Here is a 21596-nt window from a genome sequence, read left to right as displayed (position 1 = left end):
TCAGCTCCCCAGGTAGGCGTGGAGTACACGGGCGTCGTGCAGCGCGATGGAGGGCTCGGCCGAGACGAGGGTGACTCCCGCGTCCAGCACGGTGACGTGATCGGCGACGGCCGCCACCAGCTCGATGTGGTGCTCGACGAGCAGTACCGTCATGTCGTGGGCCCTGATCTCCCGCAACAGGCCGTCCAGCATGGCGAGTTCGGCGGGTGAGAGGCCGGCGGCCGGTTCGTCCATCAGCAGCAGCCGGGGACGCGCCATCAGCGCGCGGGCGATCTCCAGCAACCGCTGGTTGCCGTGCGGCAGAATCCCGGCCGGGGTCCGGGCGTACGGGGTCAGGCCCACGAAGTCCAGGTAGCCGGCGGCCTCTTCGCGCAGCAGACGGGACTCGCTCCGCCCCCGGGGAAGCGCGAGTGCGTGCTCGACGACGCTGACCCGCTCCCTGGCATACGCCCCGAGCAGGACGTTCTCCAGCGCGCTCAGCCGGGGCAGCAGCAGCGGAGTCTGGAAGGTCCGCGCGACCCCGAGGCGGGCGATCCGCTCGGGAGCCCGGCCGCTCACCTCCGTCCCGCTCAGCAGCACCCGGCCGCGCTCCGCGGGCACAAGACCGGTCACGGCGTTGAGCAGCGTGGTCTTCCCCGATCCGTTGGGGCCCACCAGCGCGTGGATGGTGCCCGGCTCCACCGACAGCTCGACGCCGCCCAGCGCGTGGACACCGCCGAAGGAGCGCCGCAGGTCCGTCGTGCGCAGCCGCAGCCCACTCCCCGGGCGACTGGTCATGGGAGTGGGCCGCGGCGCGGGCGCGTCCACGGACGGCACCGCGCCTGCTCCCTCGGAGCGGTGTCGTCCTCCCGCGGTCAGACGCGCCACGATCCTGGGCCCGTGCTCCTCCCACGCCCCGGCGATGCCGTGCGGCACGTACACGATCAGCACGAGCAGGGCTATGGCATAGATGAGCAGCCGCCACTCGGCCAGGTCGTCCAGCAGCTCGGGCACCACGAAGAACGCCAGCGTGCCCAGGAACGGCCCGGCCGTGCGACCGGCGCCGCCGATGATCACCACGAGGAGGAAGAACAGCGAGAACTCGATGGGGAAGTCGTCGGGGGTGACCATGCCGCGCGTCGTGGCCAGCAACGCACCCCCGAGTCCGGCGAGCGCGGCGGACAGACAGAAGGCGAAGATCTTCAGCCGGACGGGAGCCGCGCCCACCGTGCGTACGGCGTCGGGTGCGTCGCGTACGCCGGTGAGTGCCCGGCCGATCCGGGAGCGCAGCACGTTCGCGACCAGCCAGGTGGCCACCACGACCAGGGCGAGCACCAGCCAGTACAGCTGCTCCTCGGTGAGCGGCGCGCCGCCCGCCTCGGGCAGGGGGACACCGATGATGCCCGCGAACCCGCCGGTGAGGTCCCGCAGTTCGGTCAGCAGACTGCCCACCACCATGGCGAAGGCGAGGGTGATCAGCGCCAGATGCCAGGAGGACAGCCGGAGCGCCGGCAGGGCCATCAGCCCGCCGACGGCGGCCGACACGGCCATGGCGGGGGCGACGGCCGCCCAGAACGACCAGCCGTGGTCGACGGTGAGCACGGCCGCGGTGTAGGCGCCGACCGCCACCAGGGCGCCATGCCCGAGCGACACCTGCCCGGCGTATCCGAACAGCACGTTCAGGCCCATGGCGATCAGCACATAGATGCCGACCACGGTGGCGACGTGGAGGACGTACCCGTCCTGGGTGAGCGGGGGCAGCACGGCGGCCAGGACGAGGGCGACGCCAAGTCCCGTGCGCCGCACGGTAGGTGACATGAACTCAGACACGGCGCAGCTCCTCGCTCCCGCGCAGCCCCTGCGGTCGGACCAGGAGGATGGCGAGCGTGACGGCGAACAGGACGGCGGTCTGGGCGCCCGGTGAGACGTAGTCGGCGCCCGCGGCCTCGACGACACCGACGATCCAGCCCCCGAGCAGTGCCCCGCGCACATCGCCGACCCCGCCGAGGACGGCCGCGAAGAAGCCCTTGATGAGCAGCCCGAAGCCCATCGCTACCGACGCCAGCGTCAGCGGCGCCGCCAGCGCACCGGTCAGCCCGGCCAGCGCCCCGCCAAGCAGGAAGGCCCGGCGGCTGAGCCTGGCGGGATCGATGCCGCGCAGCCGGGCCGCGTCCCGGTCGGCCGCCACCGCCCGCACGGCACAGCCGGTGCGGGTCCGCGCGTGCGCCTCCAAGGCGGCGACCACGCCCAACGTGACCAGGACGACGGCCAGTTGGTAGCTGTTGAAGCGGACACCGAGGAACGTGAGGGGGTCCAGGGACAGCGACGCGGGCGGCTCGACGGTACGCGGTTCGTCGGTCCACAGCCGGCCCGCCAGCTGATTGAGCGCCAGCGAGAACGCCAGCGTCGTGATCACCCAGGCACTGCCGTACGGCGAGCGCCGCAGCACGGGCGCCACGGCCACCCGCTCCTCGACCAGCGCCACGGCCGCGACCCCGGCGGCAGCGATGGCCGCCGCGAGCGGCCAGGGCAGGGTCAGCACCGCCATGGTCATCGCGCCCAGCATCACCAGGTCCCCCTGGGCGAAGTTGAGCACCCGCGTCGGCCGGTGCAGCACCGTGAGGCTCACGGCCACCAGCCCGTACAGGCTGCCGTACACCAGACCGGGCACCAGCACGTCGTTGATCATGTCTGGCCGCCCGGGGCCAGCTCGCGGAAGATGCCGTGCACCGACTGCTCCTTCTTGGCGGACAGCAGCGAGGCGACGACGAGGGCGCCGTCGTCGATGCCGGTGTGCCGCGCGGAGGTGAACGAGATCCGTCCCCGGGGACCTTGATGGTCGGTCACCTTGTCGAAGGCGGCCTTGAGCTTGTCCGGGGCCAGGGTCTTCTCCCGCTCGACGAGGTCGGCCAGCAGCTTGAGGAAGTCGTAGTAGGGGGAGGTGGCGGCGGTGAACTCCAGCCCGGCGGCCGTGGGTTCGGCCGCGATCCGCCGGGCGTACTCCATCGCCGGGCCCTGGGCCGGCGTCTCGCCCGGCCGGTAGCTGAAGGCGGCGTAGGTGGTGGTGTACAGCCGCTCCATCAGCTCCTCGGGGAAGGCGTCGTAGGCCTTGATGTAGCTGAGTTCGTGGGAGACGACCGGCGGCGCGAAGCCGGTTGCGGCCATCGCCCGCAGGGTCAGCACGGAGGTCTGCGGCTGGCCGCTGAACAGGCCGACGGCGGCGGCGCCGTCCCGGTCGAGCTGTTTGACGAACGGGGTCATGTCGGGGGCGGCCTGGTTGAAGACCTGGACGGAGACAGGGCGCGTGCCGTAGCGGTCGTCGAGTACGGCGGTGAAGGCGTCCCGAATCGCCTCCCCGTACTCGGAGTTCTCCACCAGCAGCCCGACCTTTCTGAGGTCACGTACCTCGCACAGGTAGCGGGCCACGGCGGCCGCCTGCTGCCGGGTGTTGAAGACCAGTTGGTAGTGGAAGGGGAACTGCCCTCCGTCGCCGAGCCGTTCGGCCACACCCCAGGCGGACTGGAGCACCTCCGCGCGGCCCAGCACACTGGCCGACGCCACCGCCTGGGAACTGCCCGTCGGCCCCAGCGCGAACTGCGGCCTGTCACGCAGCAGCCGCCGGGCCACCATCGGCTGCGTCCCGGGCTTGCCCTCGTCGTCCTCCTCGAGGAGTTTCAGCGGCCGGCCCAGCAGCCCGCCCGCCTCGTTGATCTCCCGCACGGCGAGCCGGGCCGCGGCGTAGGCCGGTTTGTACGCGGACGCCAAGGCGCCGGAGGCCGGCTGGATCCAGCCGAGCCGGGCCTGTCCGTCCGCGTCGCCGGCGTTGTCCGAGCCGCCGCAGGCGGCCAGGGCGGGGGCCGCCCCCAGCCCCATCGCGGCGGCGAGGCCGAACCGCCCGCTGCTGCGCAGCAGATCGCGACGTGACAGTTGCATGGCGCTCCCTCTCCCTGGGTGTACGTGGATTCGTTGCGTGGTGGCGCTGCCCGGGCCCGCCCCTTCGTCGGCGGGAAGGGGCGGGCGGGGGCGAGCAGTCGCTCGCCGGCTCCGGCTCAGCACGTGGGCCTGAGCTCCGGGTCCGCGGGACCGGGGCGCTGCAGGGCGTTGGTGATCCACTGCAGCGGGACCTGGTCGAAGGCGAGGTTGAGATGGTTGATCGTGCTGTCCGGGCACCTGTCCTGGACGGTGACGTTGGTGACCTGGCTGGAAGCTCCCTTCAGATGGGCGCTGGTGTACGGCAGGATGTACTCGTCGAACTCGGTGCTGATCGTCGTGTAGCTGACGCCCGGCTCCACCTCACGGCTCTCGTTGAGGTGGGTGAGAAACGCCGAGCCGACGTCGAACTGCAGGCACGACGGGCAGAACGCGGTGGCGACCCACTCGGGCATGTCGTGCCAGGGGGAGTGGAACGTCGTGCCGTGATTGGGTGGTCCGAGCGCGACGAAGTCGTCCACCCACCTGGCTCCGCCTTCGAAGCGCAGATACTGACGGGGCATCAGGCCACCGGCGCTGTGCCCGACCAGGTCGACCTTGAGGGAACCCGTCGTGATCCGGACCCGGTCGACGAACGCCTTGAGATCCTTGGCGGATTCCTCCAGCGGCGCGACGCCCGGCAGCGGGTATTTCCCCTGCCCGGTGCCCCAGGTCAGCGCGTAGACGCAGAACCCGGCCTTATGAAGGTTTTCCGATACGAACGGCCAGTTGACGTCCGGTGTGGCGTACAGGCCGTGGACCAGGACGACCGGTTCGGGGTGCTGCCGGGTGGGCCGGCACCGCCAGTCGTTGGCTCCGGGCAGTGGTGGGGCGGGCGGTGCGTCGTCGACGGCCGCGAATCGGTGGTGCGGCTCGGGTTGGGCCGAGGACGACGCGGACGGCAGGCCCAGTGCCACTGCGGCGAGTGCGGTCACGCACGCCAGCCGGAGGAGGGTGTGGATCCGGCGGGTGCGAGAGGGGCTTTGGTTGGACAAGTGCGGCTCCTTCGGTGAGGCCGGGCGGGGTCCCGACCCTGCCCGGCCGTCGGAGCGGTCTTCGTCCGTGGTGGGGGACCGGTGGGTCCTCCGGTACGGGCAGGACCGCGGTGTGCGGTGTCGCATACACCGGTCGCCCGGGCCGGCGCCCGATGCGGAACACCGGTCGCCTCCGGGGAGCCGAGTGCAGCGTGCGGGGGCGGCGGACGGACGGGGTGGGCCCGTCGGCCGCGGGGAGGGGCGCTGACGTGGCAGGGCGTGCGCCGGTCATGGGGATTGCTCGCCTTCGGCCGTCGTGTCGGTGCCGTGGAGCGTGGTGAGTTCGAGCCAGGAGAGGTTCTCGGGGTTGTGGTGGACCGTCTGTTCGGCCACGGCCGGGACGCTCTCCTGGCCGATCGGGCCGCCGGTGTTGAGGTTGCGGTCGTACTGGGGGAAGTTGCTGCTGGAGACGTGGATCCGCAGGCGGTGCCCGGCAGTAAGGCGCCAGGCCGTGTGCCCCAGGTCGAGGCGGAGCGTGCTGACCGTGCCGGGCTTGAGGGGCCGCTCCCTGTCCGGACCCTCGCGGAAGCGGGCACGGGTGATGCCGTCGGCGACGAGCAGGGCGCGGCCGTCGGGGAGGACGTCGAGGATTTTGCCGGTGAAGTCGGTGTCGGGTGCGCTGCTTTCGACCGACAGCACCAGCCGGACGGGGCCCGCCAGATCGAGGGTCTCGGGCAGCGGCTCGGAGGTGTAACTGAGCACGTCCGGGCGGTGTTCGAGATGGTTCTGGGCGAGCGGCCCGGGTACCAGGTCGCCCAGGTTGAGCACCCGCCCGCCGTGGCTGGGCACCGGGTCGGCCGGATCGTAGCGGTAGTGGGCGGCCGGCTCGTGCCGCTCGGGCGCGTTGCCCAGGATGCCGCCCTGCCGCAGGTACCACCGCCGGGTCACCGCGCGCGGCGGCGGCCACCGGGCGCTCGTACGCCACTCTCCCGCGCCCATGAGGAAGTACCGCACCCGTGGCAACTCCCGCTGCGCGCCCCGCAGATAGCGGTCGAAGAACGCCAGGTGCTGTTCGGCGAGCCCGCCGAAGCGCGCGGAGGAGGCCAGGCCGAAGTTCATCTCGCCCTGGATCGGCAGCAGTGAGCTCAGGTGGGCCCAGCTGCCCATGATCAGGTGGTGGTGGCCCGCGCGGGAGGTCAGGTCCTGGTGCAGGCCGAGGGTGGCGGTGGCGTAGATGTCGTACCAGCCGCTGAGGGAGAGCGTGGGGATGTCGATGTCCTCGGCGTGGACGTCCGGGATCTCGGTCTGGCCCGCGAGGACGTCCCTGAGCAGCGGGGGGAAGTCCTCCAGGTCGAGAATGTCGGTGAGGGGGAGCTGTTCCATCGCGCGCCGCGGATTCCTGGCGCAGTCCGCGATCGCCTCGATCGTCTTGCGCGGTGGCGGATCGCCGTCGGCCAGCCGGCGGCGCAGCCATTCCGGCGCCATCAACACCGCGGCCCAGCTGACCAGTTGGTCCAGGCGCAGTGCTCCGCCGGTGGCGCGGGCGTCGTAGTCGCCGACCGCGCACATGGCCGGGGCGATGGCGCGCAGGTGCGGCGGGCGCAGCGCGGCGCCGACCCACTGCACGATGCCGAGGTAGGAGGGCCCCACCATGCCGACGTTGCCGTCGCACCACGGCCGGGTGGCGATCCACTCCACGGTGTCGTGGGTGTCCAGCGCCTCCTGCCGCCACATGACCGGCTGCCAGTCGCCGTCGGAGGCGAACCGGCCCCGGCTGTCCTGGAGGACGACGGTGTAGCCGGCCTCCACGGCCAGGGATGCGGGCAGGACGTCCAGCATCGGCATCCGGCGCTTGTCGTAGGGGCCGCGGTAGAGCAGTGCGGGGGTGAGGCCGTCGGCGGGCGGGTGCCACACGTCGGCGCGCAGGACCACGCCGTCCCGCATGGGGGCGGGCACATCGCGCTCGATCGTCTCCACCTGGGGCGTGGTGGTCATGGCTGTCGGCTCCTCCCGAGGGACTCACGCTTGACCGTGATCCCGGCCTGCCGCCGGTCCCAGGTGTCGTCCGTCAGCCCCTCCGCGCGCAGCGCGTGCTTGAGCACCTTCGCGGTGGGCGTCTTGGGCAGTTCGTCCAGGACGCGGACATAGCGCGGCACCATGAAGTGGGGCATGCGCGGGACGAGGTACTCGATCAACTCGGCCGGGTCGACGGCTCGGCCCGGTGCGGGGGCGACCGCGAGGAGGACCTCGTCCTCGCCGTGTTCGCTCGGCACGGCCACCGCGGCCGACTCGCGCACCGCCGGATGGGTCATCGCCTCGGACTCCACCTCGAAGGAGGAGATGTTCTCCCCCCTGCGGCGGATCGCGTCCTTGAGGCGGTCGACGAAGAAGACCCGGCCCGCACCGTCCTGGCGCACCGCGTCCCCGGTGTGGAACCAGCCGTTGCGCCAGGCCGCCGCCGTCGCCTCAGGCATCCCGTGGTAGCCGTGCGACAGCGACCACGGCCGGTCGGCGCGCAGCACGAGCTCACCGCTGTGGCCCGGGGGCACCTGCCGGTCGTACGCGTCGACCACGCGGATCTCGATGCCGGGGCGCGGCGTTCCGCACAGTCCGCTCTCCTTCGGATCCGGCTCGGAGATCAGCGGGACCGAGGTCTCGGTCATGTTGAACAGGGTGTGGACCTTGATGCCGAAGCGCTGCGACAGCTCAGCGCTGTTGTCGCCGAGCGGAAGCAACCACACCCACTTCAGCGGATGTTGGGCATCGCTTTCCGCCGGGTCGCGCTTGAGCAGGAAGGACGCCATGACACCGAGCAGGGTGCAGCAGGTGACGCGGTGGGCGCGGACGACGTCCCAGAACGCGTCGGTGGCGAAGGAGTCGACCACGAGAACGGACCCGCCGAGCAGCAGCATCGCGTAGACCCCGATCGTCCCGCCCGCATGGAACAGCGGCAGTTGGACGAGGTAGCGGTCCCCCTCCCCGGCCCGGCCGGCGAAGGCGGCGACGGCCGCGGAGTAGTGGTGGACGTAGGAGCACAGCACGCCCTTCGAGGGGCCGGTCGTGCCTGACGTGTAGATGATCCCGAACGTGTCCCACGGCTCCGCTGGATACGGCTCGAAGTCGCCAGGATCGGCGTGGAGTTCATCGGGGCCGACGACCGTGGGGCGCCGGTCCCCGGGCTCGATCTCCGCCAGTCGCGGGGCGAGCTCGCGATGCGCGACGACCAGCGCCGCCCCGGAGTTGGCCAGTACGTGCTCCAGCATCCGGCCCCGGTAGGCGGTGTTGACGGGCACGCAGGTCGCGCCCGCGAGGTTGGTGCCGAACCAGGCCAGCAGCGCGTCCGGCCCGTTGGGCAGCCACGAGAGCACCCGGTCACCCGGTCGCACCCCGTAGGCCGCGAGGGCCGCCGCGGCGCCGAGGGAACGCCGGAGGGTTTCGCCGTACGTCCAGCTCTCCCCGTCGGCGAAGACGGCGAACACCCGGTCGGGGTGCGCGCGGGCACGGGCGGTGAGCAGTCCGGCCACCGTGCAGGACGCGGCGTCCGGCACCCGTGGATCGTCCATCGCCAGGATCCGCACCGGCGGAGTCATGACCGTATCCACCGGCGGTGTCATGACCGTATCCATCCGCCGTCGACGAACAGGCACTGACCCGTCACGTAGCTCGCCTCTGAGGAGGCCAGCCATGCCACGGCCGCCGCCACCTCCTGCGGAGTGCCGAAACGGCTGATCGGCTGGGTGCGTACGTGCTTCTCGCCGATCCGGACGAGGTCCTCGGCCATGGCGAGCATGGGGGTGTCGACGAAGCCCGGGCAGACGGCGTTGGCGCGCACGCCGGCCGGGCCCAGCTCGGCCGCGAGTGACCGTGTGAGGGTGGCGAGCCCGCCCTTGGACACGTCGTACGCGACTTGCCCGACGTTGCCGATCATCGCCACGGAGGAGAGGTTGACCACCGCGCCGCCGTCGGCCTGGGCGAGCAGGGCCGCGGCGCGGCGCGACAGGAAGAAGGGCGCGTGGAGGTTGACGGACAGCACCTTGTGCCAGATCTTCGGCGTGTGGTCCGCGAGCGTTCCGCGGAATCCGATGCCCGCGTTGTTCACCAGGACATCGAGTCCGCCCCAGGCCCGCTCGACGCGGTCCACCACGTCCTGGGCCTGCTCCTCGTGGGCGATGTTCGCCGGTACGGCGAGTCCGCCCACCTGCGCGGCCATGCGCTCGGCGGCCTCCTCGTCGATGTCGTTGACGGCGACCGTCGCGCCCTCCTCGGCGAGCCGGGTGACGATCGCCGCGCCGATGCCCCTGCCACCGCCGGTGACCAGCGCGGTGCGTCCCTTGAACAGTTCGTTCATTCGTAGCTCCCCACGAGTCGCTCCAGTGCTTGGAAGTGCCTCTCGTGCCTGCTGGCCGTCGCGTAGTTCACCGGGCGCCGCCGCGTGAGCGCCGCTTCGAGTCCGGTGTGCGTGGCCGGGGTGCGTACGGTCAGCAGCAGGGCGTCGCTGCCCGCGCCGCAGCCGTAGCCGAGGACCGCGATCCGGTCGCCGGGGACGGCCAGCTCCAGTGCCCGGGCAAGTCCCAGCAGAGGTGCGGCCGCGCCGGTGTCGCCGATGCCGTGCGCGACGACGCAGGGCAGGGCGGAGCGGTCGGACTGCCCGAGGCGGCGGGCCAGCCGGATCGGGGTGATGGCGTCCGGCTGCGGGCCGGCCAGGAAACGCAACGGCTTGCTGGGCGGGCCGAGTTGTTCCCAGGCGGTGACGCAGTGGTCGTACAGCCCGATGTCGGTGGCCGTCATCACCGCCCCACCGGTGCGGATGTGCCGCTCGCCGTCGGCGCGGAAGCCGTCGTTGGTGTCGGAGACCGCCGATCCGACCGCGTCCACGGTGGCCAGCGTGGCGTCGCGGGTGACCAGGAGCGCAGCCGCTCCGGAGCCCGCGGTGTACTCCTGCGGATCGCCCGGCGCGACATGCGGTCCCAGCGTGTCCGTCCCCACCGCCAGCGCCGCCTCGGCGAAGCCGGCCCGCACCCAGGCCAGCGCGCACAGCAGGGCGGCCGTCCCGGACTTGCCGGAGAACTGCACGTCGGCGGCGAACGACGCGGGCGGCAGCCCGGCCATGTCGGCCAGCAGCGCCGCACTGGCCTTGGTGAGGTACGGGCCGGTCTGCGAGCCGAAGAAGACCGCCTGAGGTGTCGCGGACGCCTCGCGCAGGGCGATGGCCGTGGCCTCGGCCGCCAGCGTCACCGCGTCCGCGTCGGGGTCGCACACCGCGCGGTGGGTGACGCCCTTGCGCCGCACCACGTCCAGCGGAACATTGCGCCACACCTCATGGATCTCCTCCACGGCGAGCCGGCCGGCGGGCAGCGCCGTGCCGATCGCGGAGATCCCGACGTCGTTCGTGGCGGGACCGAACGTGTTCCCGGCGGCGTCGGTGACGTCCACGGGGATGCCGGTGAGCCGGGGCCAGTCGCCGCTCATCGCGCCCTCCGCGGCCGGAACTTGTAGCCGTACTGGTAGGGCCCCGAGGCCTCGCGCCGCCACTTGCGGACGACCAGCTCGACCTCGGTCCCTTCGGCCACCGCCGGGGGATCGCCGTCGTGACCGGCGTCGACGTCGACGAGTTCGGTGAGCACGTGGGGCCCGTCCTCCAGGGCCACGATGGCGAACGGCCTGGCGGCGCGGCCGGCGTGGCCGATCAGCGGGGTGTGGTCCTCCGCCGTGCTCACCACCCGGCCGAAGGGCGCCAGTTCGCTCTCGCGCAGGTCGCGCGATCGGCAGTCGGGGCAGACACGGCGTGCGGGGAAGAACGTCAGCCCGCAGCTCGTGCAGTGGTTGCCGACGAGGCGGTAGCGACCGGCGCGCGAGCGCCAGGCCTTGGCGGGGGTCGGGGTGGCGATGCGGTAGATCGGTTCCGTGGGGGACCACATGGAGCGCTGTCCCTCCTTTCCTGCGTGGGTGTTCAGCGCGGGCGCCGCAGCACGGCGACGGCGCTGGTGGCGTTGGAGCCGCCCATGGACTGGCAGACCGCGATATCCGCGTCCGGCACCTGGCGTTCCCCGCACCGGCCCCGCAGTTGGAGTGCCGACTCCACGGCGACGCTGATCCCGGTGGCACCGGTGGGATGACCGAGGCCGATCCGGCCGCCGTCGGTGTTGGCGGGGCAGCGGCCCTCCAGCGCCGTCTCCCCGTCGGCCACCGCCGCCGCGGCCTTGCCCGTGGGGAAGATCCCCAGCCCCTCCAGGTGCAGCGCGCCCATCACGCTGAAGCAGTCGTGCACCTGGGCCAGCCCGATGTGCTGCGGCTCGATGCCGGCCTGCGCATAGGCGGCCTTGGCGGCCACCGCGGTCGGCACCGCCTCGGCGATGTCGGCGCCTGCGGAGGCCGGATGGCCGAACTTCGCGGCCAGGACGTTGGGCCCGGTGGCCTGCGCGATGCCCGCGATCTCCACCGGCTCGCACGCTCCCGGAGCGTCCTCGCGGCGCATCAGGACGACCGCCGAGGAACCGTCGCAGGCCCGTCCGCAGGCCGCCCGCGTGATGGGCCGCGACACCATGGGACTGTCGAGGACCTGCGGCACGGTGAGTTCGGGCCGACCGTGGTCGACGGCGTTCGGGTTGCGCGTGGCGTACCAGCGGTCCTGTACGACCCACTGGGCGATCGCCTCGCGCGTGGCGCCGTACTTGCGCATGTACTGGTCCTGCATCAGCGCCATGAGGTCGACGTAGTCGAAGCCCGCCGGCGCCTCGAACTCGGCGTCGGGGAAGTGCAGCATCGAGTCGGCGGTCGATGCCGTGTCCGACACCTTCTCCACGCCGATGACCAGCACGGCCCGCGCCATGCCGGAGGCGAGGGCGGCGACGGCGCTGCGCAGGGCCACCGTTCCTCCGGCGCAGGCGGCGTTGATCTGGCTGAAAGCCCTTGGGGCGAGGCCGAGTTCGTCGGCGGCGACGGCACCGAGGTTCTGCTGCTCGAATGTCTCCGGCAGCGAGACCGACACAAAGCCGTCGGTGATGTCCCCGGCGTCGAGGCGTGCGTCCTCAAGGGCCGAGAACGCGGATTCGACGACGAGGTCCTTCCAGTCCCGCGCTGGGAAGAAGCCGTGCCGCGTGATCGCGGCGCCGGCGATGACAACTCCCGTTCCATCCATGGGAAGACCCCGCTTCACGAGGGTTAATGAATGTTCATTAATGTCCGGGAGGATGTACGGACTGTCAAGGCGGTGCGCACGAGGTTTCTCCGGCGGGCGGCGCCGGAGCACCGGGGCGGGGGCGCGGAGGCCGACCGGCCGGTACCGCGAGTCCCGGCGCGGCCCTCCGGGCGGTACCTGTCGTGCCTGGCCGCCCGGGCGGTGACGGGATGTGCTGATGGGGAGCGCGTTTCCCGGCTCACTCACCACGCTCCGGCGACCAACCGCTGTCGACAGGGAGGCCCCCATGCCGCATTCGGCCCGCGTAACCGGTACGGCGTTCGAGGACGTGCTCATCACCGGTCTCGGCTTCGTACTGCCGGGCGCCGACAGTCCAGAGATGGTCTGGCGACAATTACGGGAAGGCGACTCCCAGCTCAGCGCGCTGCCGCCGGTCCTCTCCTCCGGCACCGGCATCCACAGCGCCGGCCGGCTGGGGGACTTCGAGCACACGCCCTACCTGCCGGACCTGCCCGACAACTTCGCCAAGCGGTACAGCCGGGAGATCCTCGTCGTCCTCTCGGCCGTGCAGAACGCCGCGCGGGACGCCGGCCTGGCGGACGACGGAGCGATCGACCCGCCACGCACCGGGGTCGTCGCCTCCTGCTCCCGCGGACCGGCCGAGTGGTGGTCCCAGACCGCCTCGGGCACGGCCTGGGATCCGGCCCGCCCGCCGGTCTCCCCGGCCCAGGCGGTCTTCGCCTCACTCGCCGGGACACCCGCGTCGCTCAGCGCCATCCGGCTGGGCGCGCAGGCACTGGTCTCCACCGTCAGCAACGCCTGCGTGGGCGGCCATCAGGCGCTGGCCCTGGCAGCCCACGAGATCCAGCGCGGCGCCGCCGACGTGATGTTCGTCGTCGGCCACGAACTCCCGCTCACCCCCGAGGTGTTGCAGGTCTACTCGGCGTCGGGCACGAGCGTGCTGTCCCGGGACACCGAACCCCGGCGGGCGATCAAGCCGTACGACCTGCGCAGGGACGGCTTCGCGCTCGGCGAGGGCGCCGTGGTCGCCGTACTGGAACGCAGGCAGCACGCCCAGGCCCGGCAGGCACCGGTCTACGCCGCGCTGCGGGCCTGCCACAGCATCAGCGAGGCCGCCCACGCGACCCGGATGGACCTGAGCGGGCAGAGCACGGCGCGGCTGATGGCCGACACCCTCGAGACGGCGGGCGCCGCGCCGGGGGAACTGGACTACATCTGCGGTCACGGCACCGCCACCCGCTACAACGACCTGGCCGAGAGCCGCGCGCTCGGCCACCTCTTCGGACCCCGGCGCGGCGACTGGACACCGCTCGGCTCCGTCAAACCGGTCTACGGCCATCTGCTCGGCGCGGCGGGCCTGGTGAACTGCGCCGCGCTCGCCCTGATGCTCAAACACCAGTGCCTGGCGCCGACGATCAACTGCGAGACCGTGGAGCCCGAGTGCGACCACGACCACGTCACCGAAGGCGCCCGCCCCGGCGAGGTGCGCATGGCGATGTCCCTGGCCTTCGCCATCGGCAGCCAGAGCTCCGCGCTGATCATGGAGGCCGCCGGATGAGCCCGGTGGTGGCCGCCGATCCCGACGAGCTGTGCAGGCGGTTCCTGGCGCCGGGCATGCGGGTGCACATCGCCTCGACCATGTCCCGCCCCAACGCCCTGGTGCTGGCGCTCGCCCGGGTCTTCCGGGGCACGGGCCGGTTCCGGATCAGCGTCAACGCCCTGCACGCGGGGGTGCACGCGCTGACCATGGCGGGAGTGGTCGAGCACGCAGTGATCGGCTTCGCGGGCGACACCTTCCCGACGTCCCGTCCCAACCGGCTCTACGCGAGGCTGCCCGAGGGCGACCCGTTCCCGGTCGAGGAGTGGAGCCTGCTCTCCCTGCTGCAACGGCTGATGGCGGGAGCCACGGGCGCCCCGTTCGCGGTCAGCACCTCGCTGTCCGGCTCCGATCTGCCGCAGGGGCATCGGCAGTTGGACGCCCTGCGGCACGAGGCAGGGGAGGCCGTGCTGGTGCCCGCGCTCCGCCCGGATGTGACGCTGCTGCACGCCCAGTGTGCGGACGAGCGGGGCAACCTGTATCTCTCCGGTCCCGTCGCGGAGGGCTGGTGGGGCGCGCTGGCGGCCGAGCACGGTGTCCTCGCCACGGTGGAGACGGTGCGCGCGGACCCACCCGCGGGCGCGGCCTGCCAGATCCCGGCCGAGCGGGTGCTGGGCCTCGCCCCCTGCCCGTACGGCGCCCACCCGCAGGGCCTCACACCGCTGGCGGACGCCGGAGTGGAGGGCTACCTCGACGACTACCTGTTCCTGGAGGACCTGGCGCAGGCGTGTGCCGATCCCGCGCTCACCGAGGAGTGGTTCGAGCGGTGGGTCACGGGAACGGGCGGACACCAGGGATACCTGGCCCGCCTGGGGGAGACGCGGCTGGCCGGCCTCCACCCGGACGCGCCGGTCACCGCGGCGGTGCCCGACGTCATCGCCCGCTCCGCGCCACCGACCGACCGCGAACACCACCTGGTGCTGGCCGCCCGCACCATCGCCCGCACCCTGCGAACACGGGGGTACGGCACCGTCCTCGCCGGCATCGGCACGGCCCACCTGGCCAGTTGGCTGGCCGCAAGCCTGCTGCGGGAGGAGGGCGTCCACGTCCAGGTCGTCAACGAACTCGGCATGATCGACTTCCTGCCGCAGGCCGGAGACACGTTCCTGTTCTCCCAACGGCATGTGCAGGGATGCCGTCAGCACGCCGGGACGTGGGAGGTGCTCGGCGGCCTCGTCGCGGGCGGCGCCGACCGCACCCTGGGCGTCCTGTCCGCCGCGCAGATCGATCAGCAGGGCCGTATCAACACCAGCCGTACGCCCGGCGGCGGCTTCCTGGTCGGCTCCGGCGGCGCCAACGACGTGGCCAGCCATGTGGAGACGATCGTGGTGACGGCCGCATCACCGCGCCGCTGCCCCGAGACGGTCGGCTTCGTCACCAGCCCCGGCCGCAACGTCAGCCAGGTCGTGACCGAGTTCGGCTGCTTCGAACGGGACAAGACGTGCGAGCCCTTTCGCCTCGCGTCCTGGGCACCTCCGCCCGGCCTCGTCAGCACCGATGCCGCGGGCCCCGCCGAGACCGTGCGGGACCGCACCGGATGGCAGGTCAGGATTGCCGACCCGCTGCGGCACGAACCGCCCCCGACCGCCGGCGAACTGGCCCTCCTGCGCTCGATCGACCCCGAAGGGATCTACCGATGACCGTCTTCTGCCCACCCGTCGAACTCGCCGGGATCGGCCACGACTTCCCCGGGGAGCCGGTCCGCAACGACCACTTCACGAGCAGGCCCGAACTGGGCGTGGACGAGGAGTGGATCCTGCGCCACACCGGCGTCGCCGCCCGGCACTGGCCGCCCGAGGGCGAACGGCACGTGGACATGGCCGAGCGCGCCGCCCGCCGCGCGCTCGCCGAGGCCGAGCTGGAGCCCGGCGACGTCGACGTCATCCTCGGCACGAGCGCCACCGCGCGCCCCCGCGTCAATCCCACGAGCCCCGGCAACAACTACATGGACGTCGCCCTGCCGGTGCAGCGCCGCCTCGGCGCCCCGAAGGCGATGTGCCTGGACGTGACCGGCGTCGCCTGCTCCGGCTTCCTGCACGCCTCCGCCGTCGCCCGCGGCCTCATCGCCACCGGCCACCGCACCGTACTGATCGTCTGCGCCGAGAACCCCCGGCCGATCCTCAACTTCTCCTACCGCAACTCCGTCCTGTTCGGCGGCGGCGCCGCCGCGGGCGTGTGGCGGGCGAACCCCGGTGCGGACGACGGCCTGCACGCCGTGACACTGCACTCCGACGCCACCCACTACGACGCCTTCGACATCGACGAGCACGACACGATGGTGATGAAGGGAAAGGTCGTCGGCGAGTTCGCGCCCGGCGTGCTGGCGGACGCGACCCGACGGGTCCTGCGGCAGGCGGACGCCGACCTCGACGACGTCGACTGGATCATCCCGCACCAGGGCAACATCAACCTGATCCACGACGTGCAGGACGCCCTCGGCATCCGCGACGACAAACGCGTCCTGCTCAACATCGAGCGGCGCGGCAACACCTCCAGCGTCAGCGTGCCCAGCTGTCTGTCGGAGTACGTCCACGACGGCACGATCACGCCCGGCGACCGCATCCTGAGCATGGCCATCGGGCGCGGTTTCAGCTGGGGCGCGATGCTCTTCAGCTACGGCCGCCCCCGCCCGTGGGAGCAGTGATGCCGAGGCGGGGACAGGCCGTCGTCATCGGCGGCAGCCGGGGCCTCGGTGCCGCCATCGCGTACGCGCTCGGCGCCGCGGGATGGCCGACGACCGTCGCGGCCCGGGACACCGAGCAGTTGGAGCGCTGCCGCAAGGAAGCCGCCGAGCGGGGCGTGGAGTTGTCGACGGCACAGGTCGACACGCTCGCGCCGGCCGACGTGCGGCGCCTCTTCACCGACCTGGCACAACGGGGCCAACTCGACGTGTGCGTCATGGCCGCGGGCCGCAACCTCTCCCAGCGACTGCTGCGTCCACCCCGCGAGGCGGGCGGCGCCTGGAGCGCGCACGGCATCGAGGAGTGGCACGCCACGGTCGACCTCAACCTCACCGGCACGTTCCTCGCCGGCCGCGAGGCCGCTCTCACCATGGCGCAGGCGGGCACCGGCGGCGTGCTCGTCCCCGTCGTCAGCTGCACCTGGCAGGGCTCCTGGGGCCAGTCGGCGTACGCGGCCGCCAAGGCCGGCGTGGTGTCGCTGACCCGCAGCTGGGCGCTCGAACTGGGCGAGTTCGGCATCCGGGTCGTCGCCGTCGCGCCCGGTGTGGTGGACGGCGCCGCACTGCGCGAGAAGGGCGCACGGCACCCGGCCCACGCCCGCTACATGGAGCGGCTGCGCGAACAGGTGCCGTTGCGCCGGTTCGCCGCCGAGCACGAGGTCGCCGAGACGGTGCTGCACGCCGTGACCAACCAGTACCTGACCGGCACCGTGATCGAGGTCGCCGGTGGGGGGTTCCCGGCCCGCATTCCCTGAACCGGCCCTGCAATTCCCTTGAGCCGGTGACCAGTACTGGAAGTCCCGGCCCGCCCGCCGAGCAGGTACTCGGCGGCCGATGTGATCGCCGGCCGCGCTGCCTAGCGTGGGCGGCGCCCCTCCCCTCGTACGACCAACTCCCTTGACGGAGGTGTCCCTTGGCGAGCGGAATTGTCGTCGACCAGGACGTCGAGATCCCCATGCGCGACGGTACCGTGCTGCGCGCCGACGTCTGGCGGGTGCCGGGCGAGGCCCGCCCCGCGATCGTCTACCGCACGCCGTACGACAAGGCGGCGACCAGGATGGACCCGCTGCCCCCGGACCGCTGCGTCCGGGCGGGATACGCGGCCGTCGTGCAGGACACCCGGGGACGCTTCGCCTCCGACGGCGAGTGGGACACCGGGATGTGGGCCACCGAGGCCCGCGACACCCACGACACCGTCGAGTGGGTCGCCGTCCAGGACTGGTGCGACGGCGCCGTAGGGATGAGCGGGATGTCGTACCTCGGCATCGTGCAGTGGCTCGGGGCGATGCTGAAGCCCCCGCACCTGCGGGCGATCGCCCCGGCGATGACCACCTCGGCCGCGCACGACCCGCTGGCCACCGGCGGTGCGGTGCGCCTGTCCCACCTCGCCGGATGGCTCGGCTTCATGGCCGTCGACTGGATGCGCCGGCAGACGGCCAAGGGGCGCGGGCACGGCTTCTCGTCCCTGCTCCGTTATCTCAACTCCCCGCAGGAGCAACTGCGTCGGCTTCCCCTCGGCCGCATCCTGGACGTGCCGGACAGCCCGCTGTCCCTGGGGGCGATGGTGGAGCGGGGCCACACGTACGGGCCCGACATCCGCACCACGGACGTCACCGTCCCCACCTTGTCGCTCACCGGCTGGTTCGACATCTACAACGGGCCGAGCATCGCCCTCCACGACGAGCTGGCCCGCCGCGATCCGGGTGGCCACCGCCTCGTCATCGGGCCCTGGGGCCACTCCGGAACCCTGCCGCAGTACCAGGGCGAGCTGAACTTCGGGCTCACCGCGGCGGGGGAGTACGGCCCGGTGGCCGAACGGGTCCTGGACTTCTTCGACACCCACCTCAAGGGCGTCGAGCGCGCGGCCGAGCCCGTGAGCTACTTCATGATGGGCGCCAACGAATGGCGTACGGCCGGGACTTGGCCGCCAGAGGAGTCGGCCGCCGGACTGTGGTACCTGCGCGAGGGCGGCCGGCTCGCCCTCTATCCGCCGCAGGACGACGAGCCCGCCGACACCTACACCTACGATCCGGACGACCCGTCCCCCACCCACGGGGGCCGCGTCCTGGCCCTCGGGGAACTCGTCGGCGGGCCGCTCAACCAGCGGCACCTGGAGGAGCGCGCCGACACCGTCGTCTACACCGGACCCGAACTCGCCGTCGCCATCGAGGCCGTCGGGCACGTCACCGCCTCCCTCTGCTTCGCCAGCACGGCGCCCGACACGGACATCGTCGTCAAGCTCACCGACGTCTTCCCCGACGGCCGTTCGATCCTGGTCTGCGACGGCGCGCTGCGCACCCGCTACCGCGAGGGCTTCGACAGCGAGAAGCCCCTCACCCCGTCGGTGCCCGAGCGGTGCACCGTCGACCTCGGGCACACCGCCTGGCGGTTCGAGGCCGGACACCGGTTGCGGCTGCTGGTCACCAGCAGCAACTTCCCGCATCTGGACCGGAACATGAACACCGGCCGGCGCCCGGGCCAGGACACCCAGGGAGTGGTGGCCCACCAGTCCGTCTTCCACGACGCGGCCCGGCCCTCGCTGCTCCGACTGCCCGTGCTGGGCCGCCGGCAACCGGGGGAGGACGGCGGATGAGCCCGCACGGCTCCGTGCCCGCGCGCGAGGAGTGCGTCGTCAGCGAGCAGCTCGCCCGGCAGGCCACCCGCCATCCCGACCGGCTCTTCGCCCTGTTCGAGGACGGCGAGCGATGGACGTACGCCGACGCCTGGCGGCAGGCCCGGTCGACGGGTGCGGCGCTCCGACAGGAAGGCGTGGGCCGCGGGGACGTGGTGATCAGCTGGTTGCCCAACGGCCCCGACCAGCTGCGGACCTGGTTCGGCACCGTCGCCGCCGGAGGCGTGTGGGCACCGCTCAACACGGCCTACCGATGGCGGATGCTGGAGCGGGTCGTACGGGGCCTGGACGCCCGGCTGCTGATCACTTGCCAGGACCTCGCGACGCACCTGCACGGCCTCGACCTGGGACCGGACCTCAGGGTGCTGGTCGTCGACGGCCGGACGGGCGACCCGTTGGCCACCCATGCCGACCAACTCACCGCCCTTGACGCCCCGTTGGAGCCCTGGGACACCCAAACCATCATCCACACCTCCGGCACCAGCGGTCACTCCAAGGGCGTGCTGTGCAGCCACGCCCACCTCCACACCAGCGCCACGGCCGCCTACGGGCAGTGGCTCACCGGCGACGACCGCTACCTCGTCACCCTGCCGCTCTTCCACGCCGGAGGCGTCCTCGGCGTCCTGGGCATGCTGGGCCTGGGCGGATCGGTCGCCGTCGCGTCGCACTTCCGCACCGAGGCCTTCTGGAAGCAGGTCCGCGGCCTCGGCGCGACCGCCTGCACCCTCCTCGGCGCCATGGCGGCCTTCCTCACCGAGCAGCCGCCCACCCCCGAGGACACCCGGCATCCGCTGCGCACGGCCTACGTCATCCCCTTCACGGAGACGGCCCTCGCCTTCGGTTCCCGGTTCGGCGTCGAGGTGCGCACGCTGTTCAACATGACCGAGACGTCCTGTCCGGTCATGTCGGGCCCCCGGCCCACCCGGCCCGGCAGCTGCGGCAGGCCGCGCCCCGGCATCGAGGCACGCGTCGTCGACTCGTACGACCGAGAAGTCCCGCGCGGCAGCGTCGGCGAACTGGTGCTGCGGGCGGAGGTGCCCTGGGCGTTCAGCCACGGCTATCACGGCATGCCGCAGGCGACCGCGGCCGCCTGGCGCAACGGCTGGTTCCACACCGGCGACGCCTTCCGTCAGGAGGCCGACGGTGAGCTGTACTTCGTCGACCGGATCAAGGACGCCATCCGCAGACGCGGCGAGAACATCTCCTCCTTCGAGGTCGAGGAGGAACTGCGCGCCCACCCGGCCGTCCGCGACGCCGCGGCCGTGGGAGTTCCCGGCGAGCACGGCGAACAGGAAGTCCTCGCGGTCGTCAGCCCCGTACCCGGTGAGCACTTCGACCCCGCAGCGCTGCTGCGCTTCCTGCGCCCGCGCATGGCCCACTTCATGCTTCCCCGCTACATCCGCACTCAGCCCGAACTGCCGGTCACACCCACCGGCAAGGTCCGCAAGGACCTGCTGCGCGACGCGGGCGTCACCGCCGACACCTGGGACCGCGAGACGGCCGGCCACACCGTCCGCCGCGACCCGGTCACCATCCACCGAGAGGACACCGAACACCCATGACCGACACGGCAGTTGGACCCATCCGCAGCGGAGGAACCTGGGCGGGGGCCGGAATCCGCATCACCGGCGTCGGGCACTACTTCCCCGAACGCGTCGTGCACAACACGCCGGACGCCGTCGGCGCCGAGGAGCGGTTCAACGCGATCGACCAGGCCGTGATCGGCCGGCTGAACGTCAAGTCGCGGCACGTCGCCGACGAGGCGGAGACCATCGACTACATGGCCGTCCGCGCGGCCGAGCACGCCCTGCGCGAGGCCGGCCGCACCGCGCGCGAGGTCGACCTGGTCATCGTCACCAACTGGACCGACCGGCAGTTCATCCCCGAGTACGGCCCCACAGTGGCGCACGAGCTCGGCGCCCGCCGCGCCCTCGGCTTCGACCTGTGCGGGGCCTGCGCCGGATTCGTGCACGGGGTGCAGTCCGCCGCCGCGATGCTGTCCTCGCCCGGCCCCTGGCGCACCGCCGTCGTCGTCAGCTCCGAGCAGCTCTCGCGCGGCACCCGGCCCGGCAGCAAGGGCGAGCTGGTCGCGGGCGACGCGGCGGGAGCCGTCGTCCTGGAACGCACCGACGGCCTCGCGCCGACCGCCCCACGGCTGATCGACTCCGTGCTGTTCAGTGACGGCGAGGACGCGCGCGTCATCCACGCCCGCCGCCCCAATGGCTGGCTCACCAGCACCCCCGACCTCATCGAGCGGGCCATCGAGGGCAATCTGCGGGCCATCGAACTCCTCCTGGAACGCAACGGCCTGGAGATCGAGGACATCGACTGGGTGCTGATCCACCCCGGCACCGACCCGCTGCACACCGCCGTCCAGGAGAAGGCCGGCATCGACCCCGACCGCTTCGTGGTCACGATGGAGACGCGCGGCAACACCTCCAGCGCCTCCATCCCCATCGCCCTGTCCGAGCTGATCGACAGCGGCCGCACCCGTCCGGGCCAGCTGTACCTCACCCCGGCGATCGGCTCCGGGTTCTACGAGGGCGGGCTGCTGTTCCGGCTGTGAGCTCGGACTGCCCAGGTCATCAATGTCCCTTGAACGGAAG

17 protein-coding genes are annotated in these 21596 nt (G+C 72.4%); 7 read left to right on the top strand and 10 right to left on the bottom strand.

The genetic code is table 11. The features are described 5' to 3' along the window. The 10 genes from OG828_RS02255 to OG828_RS02210 all read right to left on the bottom strand — a co-directional run bounded on the left by OG828_RS02255 (window position 1) and on the right by OG828_RS02210 (window position 12060). Window positions 1-1809: a branched-chain amino acid ABC transporter ATP-binding protein/permease gene (locus OG828_RS02255; protein ID WP_328499923.1), complete on the bottom strand. Its 1809-nt coding sequence runs from the start codon at window positions 1807-1809 to the stop codon at window positions 1-3. Continuing rightward, window positions 1802-2668: a branched-chain amino acid ABC transporter permease gene (locus OG828_RS02250; protein WP_328499922.1), complete on the bottom strand. Its 867-nt coding sequence runs from the start codon at window positions 2666-2668 to the stop codon at window positions 1802-1804. The genes OG828_RS02255 and OG828_RS02250 overlap by 8 nt, the downstream gene beginning before the upstream one ends. Further along, a complete protein-coding gene (locus OG828_RS02245) occupies window positions 2665-3912 on the bottom strand; it encodes an ABC transporter substrate-binding protein (RefSeq protein ID WP_328499921.1) in 1248 nt (415 codons plus the stop codon). Before OG828_RS02245 ends, OG828_RS02250 begins: the two co-directional genes overlap by 4 nt. 116 nt (window positions 3913-4028) lie before the next feature. Continuing rightward, a complete protein-coding gene (locus OG828_RS02240; protein ID WP_328436365.1) occupies window positions 4029-4943 on the bottom strand; it encodes an esterase/lipase family protein in 915 nt (304 codons plus the stop codon). Window positions 4944-5210: 267 nt separating this feature from the next. Continuing rightward, window positions 5211-6917, bottom strand: coding sequence for a CocE/NonD family hydrolase (locus OG828_RS02235; RefSeq protein ID WP_328499920.1), 1707 nt, complete (start codon window positions 6915-6917; stop codon window positions 5211-5213). Continuing rightward, window positions 6914-8512 carry an AMP-binding protein gene (locus tag OG828_RS02230; RefSeq protein ID WP_328499919.1) on the bottom strand — a complete coding sequence of 533 codons (1599 nt, stop codon included), beginning with the start codon at window positions 8510-8512 and terminating at the stop codon, window positions 6914-6916. Before OG828_RS02230 ends, OG828_RS02235 begins: the two co-directional genes overlap by 4 nt. A 20-nt stretch (window positions 8513-8532) precedes the next feature. Continuing rightward, window positions 8533-9270, bottom strand: coding sequence for an SDR family NAD(P)-dependent oxidoreductase (locus OG828_RS02225; RefSeq protein ID WP_328499918.1), 738 nt, complete (start codon window positions 9268-9270; stop codon window positions 8533-8535). Next, a complete protein-coding gene (locus tag OG828_RS02220) occupies window positions 9267-10391 on the bottom strand; it encodes a hypothetical protein (protein WP_328499917.1) in 1125 nt (374 codons plus the stop codon). The genes OG828_RS02225 and OG828_RS02220 overlap by 4 nt, the downstream gene beginning before the upstream one ends. Continuing rightward, window positions 10388-10840 (bottom strand): Zn-ribbon domain-containing OB-fold protein, encoded by a 453-nt coding sequence (locus tag OG828_RS02215; RefSeq protein WP_328499916.1) that lies wholly within the window; start codon window positions 10838-10840, stop codon window positions 10388-10390. Before OG828_RS02215 ends, OG828_RS02220 begins: the two co-directional genes overlap by 4 nt. Window positions 10841-10872: 32 nt before the next feature. Then, on the bottom strand, window positions 10873-12060 hold the full coding sequence (locus tag OG828_RS02210; protein ID WP_328499915.1) for a thiolase family protein: 1188 nt from the start codon (window positions 12058-12060) through the stop codon (window positions 10873-10875). 286 nt (window positions 12061-12346) lie between these two features. Between OG828_RS02210 and OG828_RS02205 the strand changes: the two genes are divergently transcribed. The 7 genes from OG828_RS02205 (at window position 12347) to OG828_RS02175 (ending at window position 21556) form a co-directional block, all read left to right on the top strand. Next, window positions 12347-13639: a beta-ketoacyl-[acyl-carrier-protein] synthase family protein gene (locus OG828_RS02205; protein WP_328499914.1), complete on the top strand. Its 1293-nt coding sequence runs from the start codon at window positions 12347-12349 to the stop codon at window positions 13637-13639. After that, on the top strand, window positions 13636-15318 hold the full coding sequence (locus OG828_RS02200) for a CoA-transferase (RefSeq protein WP_328499913.1): 1683 nt from the start codon (window positions 13636-13638) through the stop codon (window positions 15316-15318). The genes OG828_RS02205 and OG828_RS02200 overlap by 4 nt, the downstream gene beginning before the upstream one ends. Continuing rightward, window positions 15315-16322, top strand: coding sequence for a ketoacyl-ACP synthase III (locus tag OG828_RS02195; RefSeq protein WP_328499912.1), 1008 nt, complete (start codon window positions 15315-15317; stop codon window positions 16320-16322). The genes OG828_RS02200 and OG828_RS02195 overlap by 4 nt, the downstream gene beginning before the upstream one ends. Then, window positions 16322-17113, top strand: a complete 792-nt coding sequence (locus OG828_RS02190) for an SDR family NAD(P)-dependent oxidoreductase (protein WP_328499911.1) — start codon at window positions 16322-16324, stop codon at window positions 17111-17113. The genes OG828_RS02195 and OG828_RS02190 overlap by 1 nt, the downstream gene beginning before the upstream one ends. Window positions 17114-17271: 158 nt before the next feature. After that, window positions 17272-18951 (top strand): CocE/NonD family hydrolase, encoded by a 1680-nt coding sequence (locus tag OG828_RS02185; RefSeq protein ID WP_328499910.1) that lies wholly within the window; start codon window positions 17272-17274, stop codon window positions 18949-18951. Then, the gene (locus tag OG828_RS02180) at window positions 18948-20552 is read left to right on the top strand and encodes an AMP-binding protein (RefSeq protein ID WP_328499909.1); all 1605 of its coding nucleotides are present in this window, start codon (window positions 18948-18950) and stop codon (window positions 20550-20552) included. The genes OG828_RS02185 and OG828_RS02180 overlap by 4 nt, the downstream gene beginning before the upstream one ends. Continuing rightward, window positions 20549-21556, top strand: a complete 1008-nt coding sequence (locus OG828_RS02175; protein WP_328499908.1) for a ketoacyl-ACP synthase III — start codon at window positions 20549-20551, stop codon at window positions 21554-21556. Before OG828_RS02180 ends, OG828_RS02175 begins: the two co-directional genes overlap by 4 nt. Window positions 21557-21596 lie beyond the last annotated feature (40 nt).

The organism is Streptomyces sp. NBC_00457, assembly GCF_036014015.1.
Taxonomy (GTDB): domain Bacteria; phylum Actinomycetota; class Actinomycetes; order Streptomycetales; family Streptomycetaceae; genus Streptomyces.
The sequence above is the reverse complement of the archived record's forward strand: the minus strand, read 5'-3'. Positions and strand labels throughout refer to the sequence as shown.